The organism is Pseudomonas sp. PDM25, from assembly GCF_019219045.1.
Taxonomy (GTDB): domain Bacteria; phylum Pseudomonadota; class Gammaproteobacteria; order Pseudomonadales; family Pseudomonadaceae; genus Aquipseudomonas.
Genome location: NZ_JAHUWL010000013.1, coordinates 110,708 through 123,089 on the forward strand (window position 1 = coordinate 110,708; position 12,382 = coordinate 123,089).

At 61.5% G+C, this 12,382-nt stretch carries 11 protein-coding genes; 3 read left to right on the forward strand and 8 right to left on the reverse strand.

The window, feature by feature from the left end; genetic code table 11:
- Positions 1 to 130: 130 nt before the first annotated feature.
- The 4 genes from KW848_RS23170 to KW848_RS23185 all read right to left on the reverse strand — a co-directional run bounded on the left by KW848_RS23170 (position 131) and on the right by KW848_RS23185 (position 3,760).
- Positions 131 to 634, reverse strand: a complete 504-nt coding sequence (locus tag KW848_RS23170) for an adenylate kinase (RefSeq protein ID WP_218538155.1) — start codon at positions 632 to 634, stop codon at positions 131 to 133.
- Positions 635 to 717: 83 nt separating this feature from the next.
- Entirely contained in the window at positions 718 to 2,640 is a 1,923-nt protein-coding gene (locus tag KW848_RS23175) for an alkaline phosphatase D family protein (RefSeq protein WP_218538156.1), read from the reverse strand.
- 78 nt (positions 2,641 to 2,718) lie between these two features.
- Positions 2,719 to 2,982, reverse strand: coding sequence for a hypothetical protein (locus KW848_RS23180; protein ID WP_218538157.1), 264 nt, complete (start codon positions 2,980 to 2,982; stop codon positions 2,719 to 2,721).
- Positions 2,972 to 3,760 carry a VacJ family lipoprotein gene (locus tag KW848_RS23185; RefSeq protein WP_218538158.1) on the reverse strand — a complete coding sequence of 263 codons (789 nt, stop codon included), beginning with the start codon at positions 3,758 to 3,760 and terminating at the stop codon, positions 2,972 to 2,974. Before KW848_RS23185 ends, KW848_RS23180 begins: the two co-directional genes overlap by 11 nt.
- Before the next feature lie 166 nt (positions 3,761 to 3,926).
- Between KW848_RS23185 and KW848_RS23190 the strand changes: the two genes are divergently transcribed.
- Positions 3,927 to 4,637, forward strand: a complete 711-nt coding sequence (locus tag KW848_RS23190) for a response regulator (RefSeq protein WP_218538159.1) — start codon at positions 3,927 to 3,929, stop codon at positions 4,635 to 4,637.
- Entirely contained in the window at positions 4,634 to 5,995 is a 1,362-nt protein-coding gene (locus tag KW848_RS23195; RefSeq protein ID WP_218538160.1) for an ATP-binding protein, read from the forward strand. The genes KW848_RS23190 and KW848_RS23195 overlap by 4 nt, the downstream gene beginning before the upstream one ends.
- A 58-nt stretch (positions 5,996 to 6,053) precedes the next feature.
- On the opposite strand, the gene KW848_RS23200 is transcribed toward KW848_RS23195, so the two are convergent.
- Genes KW848_RS23200 through KW848_RS23215 form a run of 4 tightly spaced genes read right to left on the reverse strand, consistent with a single transcriptional unit; the run spans position 6,054 to position 11,192 of the window.
- Positions 6,054 to 6,275, reverse strand: coding sequence for a formate dehydrogenase subunit delta (locus KW848_RS23200; protein ID WP_218538161.1), 222 nt, complete (start codon positions 6,273 to 6,275; stop codon positions 6,054 to 6,056).
- Positions 6,272 to 9,160, reverse strand: a complete 2,889-nt coding sequence (gene fdhF / locus KW848_RS23205; RefSeq protein ID WP_218538162.1) for a formate dehydrogenase subunit alpha — start codon at positions 9,158 to 9,160, stop codon at positions 6,272 to 6,274. Before fdhF ends, KW848_RS23200 begins: the two co-directional genes overlap by 4 nt.
- Positions 9,157 to 10,719 carry an NADH-quinone oxidoreductase subunit NuoF gene (locus tag KW848_RS23210; RefSeq protein ID WP_218538163.1) on the reverse strand — a complete coding sequence of 521 codons (1,563 nt, stop codon included), beginning with the start codon at positions 10,717 to 10,719 and terminating at the stop codon, positions 9,157 to 9,159. The genes fdhF and KW848_RS23210 overlap by 4 nt, the downstream gene beginning before the upstream one ends.
- Positions 10,716 to 11,192 (reverse strand): formate dehydrogenase subunit gamma, encoded by a 477-nt coding sequence (locus KW848_RS23215; RefSeq protein WP_074873929.1) that lies wholly within the window; start codon positions 11,190 to 11,192, stop codon positions 10,716 to 10,718. The genes KW848_RS23210 and KW848_RS23215 overlap by 4 nt, the downstream gene beginning before the upstream one ends.
- A gap of 517 nt (positions 11,193 to 11,709) precedes the next feature.
- Here KW848_RS23215 and KW848_RS23220 point away from each other — a divergent pair.
- Positions 11,710 to 12,069: a potassium channel family protein gene (locus KW848_RS23220; protein WP_218538164.1), complete on the forward strand. Its 360-nt coding sequence runs from the start codon at positions 11,710 to 11,712 to the stop codon at positions 12,067 to 12,069.
- Positions 12,070 to 12,382 lie beyond the last annotated feature (313 nt).

A 12,382-nucleotide genomic window follows, 5' to 3' on the forward strand; every position in this document is an offset into this window, starting at 1 on the left:
TAGTGGTTGATCGTTCCCACGCTCCGCGTGGGAATGCAGCCCGGGACGCTCCGCGTCCCAAAAAGCGTGACGCAGAGCGTCACAAGAGGCATTCCCACGCGGAGCGTGGGAACGATCGAAACACTGTGAGTTAGCTGGCTTGCAACACGGTGTTCGCGAAAGTTGTGATTTCGGTTCGATCCCTGAGCTTGAGTTTCGAACCGCCAAACCTTTCGAACAGTTGCTCATGCGCGGCAAATCCACTGGAATCTTCGCGCATACGATAGCTGCCGGCCCAGTCGAGCAACGCAATCAACAACTCGTCATTCTTGTCTCGCTGCGCCTCTCGCTGACGAACATTGGCAACACATTCCTCATCTTCAACGCACAGCCAGATCAGTGCTGTCGCCCGAGGCAAGAGTTCGCTGATGATCCAGCCGTAAACGCCTTCGATCACCCAGCGCTCTTCACTGGCCATCACTCGTGCCATGCCCAGCGCCTCGGCACGGGGGCGGGCGATGCTGTGTTCGTCGGACAACCAGTGAATCGAATCGAGATCGACCCACGGCACTTGCAGGTGCTTGGCCAGTCGTTCGGCCAGCCAGCTTTTGCCGGAACCGGAGTTGCCGATGATCAGGGTTCGGGTGAGGTTCATGAGCGACACCGATCACGTAAGGGGGCCGTTAACCGATCGTTCCCACCAGAGCGTGGGAACGATCAACGATCAGCCTTCAGCGTTCAGTCTTCGCTGTCAGGCGCAACCATCCGCGTCTTCGGCGAGCCGTTTGAGTTGTGCTGATAGATCTCCTGCGGCTGTCCTTTTTCATTAAAGAACACTTGCCCGATCCCCGCCGAATTCCACAGCCGTTCACCTGCTTCAGCATGTTCCGGGACATGGGGAACAATGCGCATACGTCGGCGTTTGGTCAGCCAGTTCAGCGGCGAGCGCGGCGAGTAGAGCCAGCGGTTGAGGCGGTCGAACCACTCCAGCAGCGCGGGCGGGAATTCGTTTTTGATGCCGCTGCTGGTGATCTGCCAGATGCGCGGGCCGGCCTTGCGGTGTCGGATCAGTACTTCGTAGACGAAGGAATAATGCACATCGCCCGACAGCACCACGTAGTTACCGGGCGTGCGCGAGTGTCGGAAAATGTTCAGGATCACCTGGGCCGCACCGCGATGGGCCATCCAGTTTTCGGCGTCCACCAGCAGGGGATAACCGCACCAGCTGAAGACGCGCTGCACGGTTTCGATCAGTTTGACGCCGAAGATCGGCGCCGGTGAAACGATGATGGCCGAGGGGTGATCGAGCAGTTCCTGTTGCAGTTCGCTGAGGGCTTCCCAGTCCAGCAAACCCGAAGGCTGCTTGAGGTTCATCTCGCTGCGCCAGCGCCGGGTGCGGGTGTCGAGCACCACGATGGCCGGGCTCGTGGGCAGCACGTAATGCCAGTTCTGAAATCTCAGCAGTTCGTCAATCAGCCCATCCTGAATGTCACTGTCGAGGTAGCGGTCATGCCCGGTGGCGCTCAATCCGACAGCCTTCTTCAGCACCGCGCCGAACGCATCCGGGTTGTTGCCCCAGCCCTGGCACAGCATGTAAGCAAGCAGTGCATTGCCGATGATGCGCCTGGAGAACGGATGGCCGTAGGCCGTTTCCTCCCATTGCGCGGAAAGATTCCAGTCATCGGTAATATCGTGATCGTCAAAAATCATCAGGCACGGCAGGTGCGCGAGTGCTCGGGCGACTCCTCCGAGACCGGCCTTGAAGCCATCGATGCGCGTCTGCTCAAGGGTATAACGCTCGCGTCTTGCAGGTGTCAGCGCCGGCGGTTGCGGGGCGATCAATGTCCAGGGTGTAGGCGACCAGACCAGCAGGTACATGGCCATGACTTCGGCGAATGTCACCAGATGGTTGTCGGCACTGCTGCTGGTGAAAATCGGCTTACGCGCCCCACCGAAAAATCGCTCGCGCAGGGTTTCGTTGCTCTCTAGCGCCGGTAACAAATCCGCACGATGGTAGTAGCTGGCGGGGTGCTCATAGAGTTTGGCGCTGTCGCTGACTACCGCGCCTTCGAGGTGCTCTTCGAACAGCCCCAAGCGTTTGATCAAGGCATGGATGGCTCGCAGCATCGGCCCTGCGACATCGTCGGCATACACCTGATCGCCGCTCATCATCAACAGCGCCGGGCGTTTGTGTGCATCCGGCTCGGCTTCCAGCAAACGATCGACGCACAGCAAACCGTCCGGGGCTGGGTGGTGAGGTTTGCGGCAAGAACCGTGCAGCAGATGATCGGCCTTTTTACGCAGGACGAAGTTGGGGCAACGGGCGTCTCCGTACAGCAAGTGCGGGGCCCAATCGGCGATGCCTGTGCCTGCGTCGTCAATCAGCAGGTCGTATTCGATTAACGTGTCGCAGGGCAGGGCGGCGTCCAGCGACACATCGATCAAATGAACAAAAGCCTGGGTGCCCACCGCAATGACTGTGCACTGAATCGCGTCGAGGTGGATCGCGTCGCGATCTTGCAGACGCAACGTCAGCGACAACGCCCGCGACCCCACCAGCCACATCACCAGCCGCGTGGGCTCCAGACGCCGCAACAGCGGCCCGACCAGGACAGGTGGCAGGGATTGGTGATCGTCAGGCAGCGGCAAAGACATGGACATCCGGGTTTCTGAAACAGAGAAGCGCGCGATGATAACGCAGCTGACGTCAATGAATGGCAACGGGCTCGAATCTGACAGTCAAGGCAACTGCTCGCTGCCTGCCTTCATTCCATCCGTCTCGCCATTGGCCACGAGCCAGCGAAACAAGTCTGTCACGGACACCGTGTGGCTACGCTCGATCCATCGCACCAGCGCCGGGCCATAGTGTTCGGTGTAGCGGCTGAGCACCAGATGGCGACAGTCCTCTGACAGGCGCAGGGTAATTTCCCGACAGTGCAGAGTGGCCGGGTCGTGCTGGATGACCCGTTGTTGCAGCGTCAGGCTATTGCCTTCAGAAACCATCGGCCGGTGCTCCTGTGCATTGATGTTTGGTTGTCTGCGCCGAGCCTTGTTTGCCATCGGCGACGTAAGCGGCACGATGCTCGGCGACCACGTTGCGTAACGCGCTGTAGTAGTCCGGCAGTTTTTGCAGGCTATCGGTCAGCGGTAAGGCTTCTGCGCGGCCATCGACGAAGCCGCCGACCGTGCTGATCGTGGCCAAGGTGTCCACGGTGTCGCTGTTGCTGCCAAACGGATCGACCACAAAACCGAGCACGCGGCCGACGGCGTCGCGGCTGTTGGAAGTGCCGAGCAAAGGCAGTTCGACGATCGGCCCGTTGCCGATGCCCCACACGCCGAACGTCTGGCCGAAGTCCGCGTCGTGACGCGGGATGCCGGCCATGCCGGAGACGTCGATCAAGCCCGCTACACCGACCGTGGTGTTCAGCACGAAACGCCCCAGCGTATTGGCCGAGCGCATCGGGTTGCCTTGCAGCAGGTCATTGATGAACACCTTGGGCTCGCCGAAGTTCGCCACAAAGTTATGCACACCGGTCTGGAAAAAGTCCGGCGAGTAGCGATAGCCGCGAGCGACCGGCGCCAGGGCATAGTCATCGACCACCCGATTGAACGCGAAGATTCCGCGATTGAACGGTTCGGCGGGGTCGTACGCCGAATAGGCGATGTCGGCGCAACTCACATTGGTGGACGGCGGCTGACTGCTGCAACCCGCCAACCCGGCGGCCAGCACGGCAATCGAGGTGTTGCGGGTCAGCCAGGGAGCACAATTGAAAGGCAACATGGACGCGATTCTCGGGAGGAATTCGCCGAGATGCTGGGCCCCAAGCCTTGCGCAAAGATGTCTGGTTTATTGCATTGCTGACGCTTTATTGCAGGATTGAAATAAATGACGCGCAGCCGTGAATGGTTTTAGATGGCGGTTCCATTCGCCCCTTAAGTGACCTTCGGTGAACAGCCTTTTAATTGTGGACGACGACCTTGAGGTTCTCGATCTACTGAAAAAATTCTTTGTGCAGCACGGCTACAGCGTCGAAGTCGCCACCGACGGCGCATCGCTGTGGGCGGCCATCGAGCGACAGCTGCCAGACCTAATCATTCTTGATGTGATGTTGCCGGGGGACAGCGGGCTGATCCTGTGCCAGCAACTGCGGATTCGATACGCAATACCGGTGATCATGCTCACCGCCATGGGTGAACTCAGTGATCGGGTGGTCGGCCTGGAACTGGGCGCCGACGATTACTTGACCAAACCCTTCGACGCCCGTGAGCTGCTGGCGCGAGTGCGCGCCGTGCTGCGCCGCGTGGACGAGCGCCGTCCGGTATTGCAGGAACGGCCACGACCGCTGATCGACTTCGCCGACTGGCACCTGGACGTCACGCGACGTGAACTGCGCTCGCCGGACAACGTGATGATTCCGCTGTCGGCCGGTGAGTTTGACTTGCTGCTGGTCTTCGTCGAACACCCCCAGCGCATCCTCACCCGCGAGCAATTGCTGGACCTGGCGCGTGGGCATTGTCATGAGGCATTCGATCGCAGCATCGACGTTCAAGTCAGCCGCCTGCGGCGCAAACTCGAGTCCGACACCAAACGGCCGGCGATGATTCGTACCGTGCGCAATGGCGGTTACCTGTTCACGCCCAGCGTGACGCGGCGATGATCGGGTTGAAGCGGATACGCGCCCGAGACTGGCCGCAAGATACGGTGGCGCGCTGGATCGCGTTGACGATCATCCTGGCCATGCTCATTTCACTGGCGCTCAATGGGCTGTTTATCCAACTGGCCGGCGTGTGGGCGCGTCCGCCGCTGACCGAAACCGGCTTGCTGGAAAAAGCCGCTGCCATCACCCGTGTCGTCGAGGCCGCCCCGGCGCCCCTGCGCAACTCATTGGCGCAAGCCGCCAGCGAGAACGGCTTCACCGTCAGTTGGCATCCTGATAGGCACGATCTCAATTTGCCAGCCGTGGAAGATCCGAAGTCCGGCATCGGCTCGACCATTCTGCAGCCCATGCTCAAAACCCCTGACCGGCGCATCGAAGCCTATGAACCGGCCGACTGGACGGAACACACGGCGGACGCGCATTACGCGCTGCTGATCGAGCTATCGGATTCGACATGGCTGATGTTCTCCGCGCCCTCGCGCAGTTGGGGGCTCGACGAAACGCCACGCTACCTGATCGTGATCCTGCTGGTGCTGATCTCCACCGCACTGGTCGCGCTGATCGCCACCCGGCGCCTCGCCACGCCTTTGCAGCACTTCGCCGAAGGCGCTCGGCGCTTCGGCGTGGACTTCCGCGCACCGCCGATCGAACCGCTCGGCCCCCACGAAATCCGCCAGGCGATTCTCGCGTTCAATGCCATGCAGGCCCAGTTGCAGCACTTCATCCGCGACCGCACGCAAATGCTCGCCGCCATCTCCCACGACCTGCGCGCGCCCCTGACGCGGATGCGCTTGCGGGGGGAATTCATTGAAGACAGCGAGCAACAGCAGCGCTTGTTTCGTGACGTGGATGAAATGCAGGCGATGATCAACTCGGCGCTGGAGTTCTTCCGCGATGATGCGCGGCTTGAGCCGGCGACCCAGTTTGATCTGGCGGAACTGCTGCAAACGTTGCTGGATGATTATCGGGATCAGGGCGTCGAGATTGCTTTCAGTGGGCCGCTGCGGTGGGTGTATTTCGGGCGACCGTTGGGGCTTAAGCGGGTGATGACCAATCTGCTGGATAACGCGATCAAGTACGGCAGTGAGCCGGCGATTGAACTGATCCCCGGAGCTGGCGAGGTGAGGATCAACGTGCTGGATCGTGGGCCGGGGATTGCGGATGCCAGCCTTGAACAAGTGTTCGTGCCGTTCTTCCGGTTGGAAGGCTCGCGGAACAAAAGCACCGGGGGTGTTGGTTTGGGGTTGTCGGCGGCGCGGGCGATTGTGCTGGAACACGGAGGTGAACTGACACTGCGCAATCGGTCAACGGGTGGGTTGGAGGCGTTGGTGGTGTTGCCGGTGCATCCGGGTTCATAGCTGATCGCTCAGCATTTGCTCCCACAGGTTTTTCGGTCAGGCTCAGGATCGTGTGAACCTAAGCCTCCCAACCCGCCCCACTGACCGCCGCTTGCGCCAGTGGATGCAAGTCTGCCCCTTGATGCTCCGTCTGCCAGGCCAGCAACTCCTTGCGCATGCCGGGCGTCCAGTACAGCTGCAGGTGATTACGCACACCGAGCACGGCCTGTTTCTGGTCCGGTTCGCTGGCGAAGTACTGGGCGATCTGGTTGACCATTTTGATCAGGTTTTCAGTGCTCATCGGCGTACCTCGGCTTTTGCTCCGGCGGCGCGTGCCTGGCGGCGTTCGTCGAGCAGGCGTTGTTGGTTATCACTGAATTCCTGATAGCGTTTTTGCCACTCGGAAGGGTGGTAGACGCGGCTGACTTCCACGGCCGTGACCTTGTACTCCGGACAGTTGGTGGCCCAGTCAGAGTTGTCGGTGGTGATCACGTTGGCCCCCGATTCAGGGAAGTGGAACGTGGTGTACACCACGCCCGGGGCGACCCGTTCGGTGACCCGCGCACGCAGCACGGTCTGGCCGGCGCGGCTGCCGATACCGACCCAGTCGCCTTCGTTGATGCCACGGCTCTCGGCGTCGGTCGGGTGGATTTCCAGACGGTCTTCGTCGTGCCAGGCGACGTTGTCGGTACGCCGTGTCTGGGCGCCGACGTTGTACTGGCTGAGGATGCGCCCGGTGGTCAGCAGCAGCGGATAGCGATTGTTGACCTTCTCCTCGGTGGGCACGTAGCCGGTGAGCATGAAGCGCCCCTTGCCGCGCACGAATTCCTCGATGTGCATGGTCGGCGTGCCGTCCGGTGCCGCGGCGTTGCATGGCCATTGCAGGCTGCCGTGGCGGTCCAGTTCGGCGTAGCTGACGTTGGTGAAGGTCGGCGTCAGGCTGGCGATTTCATCCATGATTTCTGACGGGTGCGCGTAGTTCATCGGGTAGCCCAGAGCGTTGGCCAGGGCCACGGTGCCTTCCCAGTCGGCCTTGCCGCCCAGAGGGTCCATGACCTTGCGCACCCGGGAGATGCGTCGCTCGGCGTTGGTGAAGGTGCCGTCTTTTTCCAGGAACGAGCTGCCCGGCAGGAACACGTGGGCGAACTTGGCGGTTTCGTTGAGGAAAATGTCCTGCACCACGATGCATTCCATGGCGGACAGGGCTGCGGTGACGTGCTGGGTATTCGGGTCGCTCTGGGCGATGTCTTCACCCTGGCAATACAAGCCCTTGAAGCTACCGCTCAACGCCGCCTCGAACATGTTGGGAATGCGCAGGCCCGGGTCGGGTTGCAGGGTGACATTCCAGGCTTGTTCGAATTCTGCGCGAACGACTTCGTTGGAGATGTGGCGGTAACCGGGCAGTTCGTGGGGGAAGGAGCCCATGTCGCAGGAGCCCTGAACATTGTTCTGCCCACGCAACGGGTTCACGCCCACGCCTTCGCGGCCGATGTTGCCGGTGGCCATGGCCAGGTTGGCGATGCCCATGACCGCGGTGCTGCCTTGGCTGTGCTCGGTGACGCCCAGGCCGTAGTAGATCGCCGCATTGCCGCCGGTGGCATACAGGCGAGCGGCGGCGCGGATGTCGGCAGGGGCTACGCCGCAGATGGGGCCGAGGGCTTCCGGCGAGTTGTCCGCGCGGCTGACGAATTCGCGCCAGTGGGCGAATTCGTTGTCCTCGCAACGGGCGTCGATAAAGGCTTGGTTCAACAGGCCTTCGGTGACGATGACGTGGGCCAGGGCGTTGAGCATGGCGACGTTGGTGCCCGGGCGCAGGGCCAGGTGCAGTTCGGCGCGGGCATGCACCGAGTCCACCAGATCAATGCGTCGTGGGTCGATGACGATCAGCCGCGCACCTTCACGCAAGCGGCGTTTGAGCTGGGAGGCGAACACCGGGTGGGCATCGCTGGGGTTGGCGCCCATCACCAGGATCACGTCGGCTTGCATCACCGAGTCGAAACTCTGGGTGCCGGCGGACTCGCCAAGGGTTTGTTTCAGGCCATAGCCGGTCGGCGAGTGGCAGACCCGCGCACAGGTGTCGACGTTGTTGTTGCCGAACGCGGCGCGCACCAGCTTCTGCACCAGGTAGGTTTCTTCGTTGGTGCAACGGCTGGAGGTGATGCCGCCAATGGAATCGCGACCATATTTTTGCTGCAACCGGCGGAATTCGCTGGCGGCGTAGGTCACCGCTTCATCCCAGCTGACTTCCTGCCAAGGGTCGTTGATGTTTTTGCGGATCATCGGTTTGGTGATGCGATCCGGGTGGGTGGCGTAGCCCCAGGCAAAGCGTCCTTTGACGCAGGAATGGCCGTGGTTGGCCTGGCCATTTTTGTCTGGAACCATGCGCACCAACTGGTCGCCTTTCATCTCGGCGCGGAACGAGCAGCCCACGCCGCAATAGGCGCAAGTGGTGATCACGCTGCGTTCTGGCTGGCCCAACTCGACCACGCTTTTTTCCATCAGGGTCGCGGTGGGGCAGGCTTGCACACACGCGCCGCAAGACACGCATTCCGAGTCGAGGAAGTTCTCGCCACCGGCGGCCTCGACCCGGGATTCGAAACCGCGCCCGGTAATGGTCAGGGCAAAAGTGCCCTGAGTTTCTTCGCAGGCACGCACGCAACGGTTGCAGACGATGCACTTGCTCGGGTCGTAATCGAAATACGGGTTGGAGGTGTCCTTCACGTCGGCCAGATGGTTGTCACCTTCGTAGCCGTAACGCACTTCTCGCAGGCCGACCTGGCCGGCGACGGTTTGCAGCTCGCAGTTGCCGTTGGCCGAGCAGGTCAGGCAATCCAGCGGGTGATCGGAGATGTACAGCTCCATGACGTTGCGGCGCAGAGTCGCGAGTTTCGGCGTCTGGGTGTGCACGGTCATACCTTCGGTGACCGGCGTGGTGCAGGACGCGGGGTAGCCGCGCATGCCGTCGATCTCCACCAGGCACATGCGGCAGGAGCCGAAGGCTTCCAGGCTGTCGGTAGCACACAGTTTCGGAATCGTGGTGCCCAGCAGCGCGGCGGCGCGCATCACTGAGGTGCCTTCGGGCACGCTGATGCTGCGGCCGTCGATGTTCAGCGTAACTTGCACGTCGCTGTCGCGGGCAGGAGTGCCCAGGTCGATATCGGTTTTCGGGTCGAAGAGAGTAATCATTGGTCGGCCTCCGGGGATTGCAGACCGAAGTCGGCGGGGAAGTACTTGAGGGCGCTGGCCACCGGAAACGGGGCCATGCCGCCCAACGCACACAGCGAACCGTATTGCATCGTGTCGCACAGGTCCTTGAGGATGATCACCTGCTCTTCGCGACCGCTCTGGTCTGGCGCGGCGAGCAGGCGGTCGATCACCTCCACGCCCCGGGTCGAGCCGATGCGGCACGGCGTGCATTTGCCGCAGGATTCCTCGGCGCAAAACTGCATGGCGAAACGCGCCATTTGGGCCATGTCCACCGTGTCATCCGCCACCACCACACCACCGTGGCCGAGCATCGCGCCAATGGCGGCGAACGCTTCGTAATCCAGCGGCGTATCGAATTGCGACGGCGGCACCCACGTGCCGAGCGGGCCGCCTACCTGCGCGGCCTTCAGCGGCCGGCCACTGGCGGTGCCACCACCGTAGTCTTCCACCAGTTCGCGCAGAGTCAGGCCAAAGGCCCGTTCCACCAAACCACCCTGACGAATATTGCCCGCCAGCTGGAAAGGCATCGTGCCGAGGGAGCGGCCCATGCCGTAATCGCGATAGAACTGCGCACCCTTGGCCAGAATCAGCGGCACCGAGGCCAGCGTCAGCACGTTGTGCACCAGCGTCGGCAAACCGAACAAGCCTTTCAAGGCCGGGATTGGCGGCTTGGCACGGACAATCCCGCGCTTGCCTTCGAGCGAGTCCAGCAGCGCGGTTTCCTCACCGCAGATATACGCGCCAGCACCGACCCGCACTTCCATATCGAAGGCCAGGCCGCTGCCGCCGACATTGGCGCCGAGGTAACCGGCGGACCGGGCGATGTCCAACGCTTCGCGCAATGTGGCCACGGATTGTGGGTATTCCGAGCGCACATAAATGTAGCCGTAAGTGGCGCCGACGGTGATGCCGGCAATGGCCATGCCTTCGATCAGCAGGAAGGGGTCGCCTTCCATCAACATGCGGTCGGCGAAAGTGCCGGAGTCGCCTTCATCGGCGTTGCACACAATGTACTTCTGCGCAGCCTGGGTGGCGCGCACCGTGCGCCATTTGATCCCGGCCGGGAAAGCCGCGCCGCCACGGCCACGCAGGCCTGAATCGAACACTTCCGTTGCGGTCTGCTCGCCGCCCACTGCGATGGCCCGGGTCAAGCCCTCGAAGCCACCGTGGGCCCGGTAATCATCCAGGGACAACGGCCGGGTAATGCCGGCGCGGGCGAACAGCAGGCGTTGTTGAGACTTGAGATAAGGCAGTTCTTCCACCAGGCCCAAGGCCAGTGGATGGGTGAACGGCTCGCTTTGCAGGGCTTCGAGCACGGACGGCACGTCGGCAGCGGTCAGCGGGCCGAAGCCGATCCGGCCTTGCGGGCTGTCCACTTCCAGCAGCGGTTCCAGCCAATACAGGCCGCGCGAGCTGGTGCGTTGCAGGTCCAGCAGCAGGTTGTGTTCCTGGGCCTTCGCGGCAAGGGCGACCGCCACTTCATCGGCGCCCACGGCGCGGGCCAGAGAATCACAGGGCAGATAGAGGCGCGGCATCATGCGTCCTCCCGGCAAGCGTCGAGCAAGGCATCCAGACGCTCAGCGCTGAGCCGCGCATGCACTTGGCCATCCAGTTCCAGAGCGGGCGAGCAGGCGCAAGCACCGAGGCAATACACCGGACGCAAACTGATGCTGCCGTCGGCGCTACTGCCGTGATCGTCCAGTTGCAGACGTTCGCGCAACTGCGCCGCAAGCTGCTCGGCGCCGCGACTCTTGCACGACTCGGCGCGGCACAGCCGCAGGATATGCCGGGCTGGCGGCGCGGTACGGAAATCATGGTAAAAGCTGATCACCCCGCGAACCTCGGCCTGACTCAGGTTCAGCGCGTGGGCAATCTCGGGGACGGCAGCATCGGGGATGTAACCGATGCCCTCCTGAATCTCATGAAGAATCGGCAACAGTGCGCCCGCAGAGCCCTTGTGGCGCTCCAGCACGCTGTTGACCATCGGCAATTGCAACATCTCATCAGGCATTCAGCATTCCTCACGGTCACGGACAAACCAGAGGGTTGTCGGTCGTCCGAAAGTGTCGGCTGCGGCACTCACACCACGTCACGGAATCGTGGCAATTTCAGGCCGTCGGCCAGGGCACCCTGAGCGGGCATCTTGTTGTGCCCGGCACGGTCTTCGCCGCACCTTTTATAGGGCATTAAGGCAGCTTGCCACGCTGCCTTTGATTCATCAGCACCAAAGCGACGTGTTCAGTTCTGCCTACGACTATCCATTAAGTCTAGATGAGTGTGCGGCCAGAGGCGGCGTCCCGGAATGGTCGGGGACTATGGGCAGCGCTATCGCGAATCATGCTGAACCACCTCAACCCACTGCTGATGCACCACGCCGTTTGGATGACGTCATGGGCGGGTTGGAAATCAACGATGTGATCAAGGCGGGAGTGAAGTGGATCAGTTGGCCACCAGTTTCCAGCGCTTGTGCCAAGCTGATGGGGTGTTAACACCCCTGCCGCTCAGGCAACCCTCAGGAAGCCCATGACATGAAGCCCACTCATGCATCGCACGTCCGTCGAGAATTCTTCAAAGCAATCGGGTTCTACCTGCGCGTTGTCTGGCCGATCTTTTCCGTACTGATTGTTCTGATCGTGCTGTTCGGCCTCATCATCAGCTACCTGGAGGGCTGGGATCTTCTTGACGGCATCTATTTCGGCTTCGTGACCGGTTTGACCATCGGCTATGGAGAGCTCGTGCCGAAACTGGGCGTCTCGCGGATTCTGGCGATTTTGCTGGGGTTCAACGGGGTGCTGATGACGGCGATATTTGCGGCGATCAGCGTTCGGGCGATTGAGGTTGCAGTGCGGGCGACGGGGCGGGAAGAGTCGGGTAAGCCGACGGCGTGAAGGCATGCTTGGTTGCTACTGGAAGGGGAGGAAGTCATCGACTCCTGAAAATCCATGCGCGAAGGTGTGGTGTTTACCTCGGTCAACGTGGGAAAAAAACGGGAACAGTTCATGATTTCTCCTCCCCTTAGTGGGTGTCCCCTTTGTTGTTGTCAGACTTTTTCACCAGCACACTTTCTTTCCCCTGCGTGGACGGTTGGCGTGGTGACGGCAAAACAGTGGCCTTTTTCGCAGTCCTCCCCTAATGTTTTTACAGCACGTATCAGGTCTCGACTTTTTATGTCCGTTAAAAAAGACGTGATGAATCCGGCCT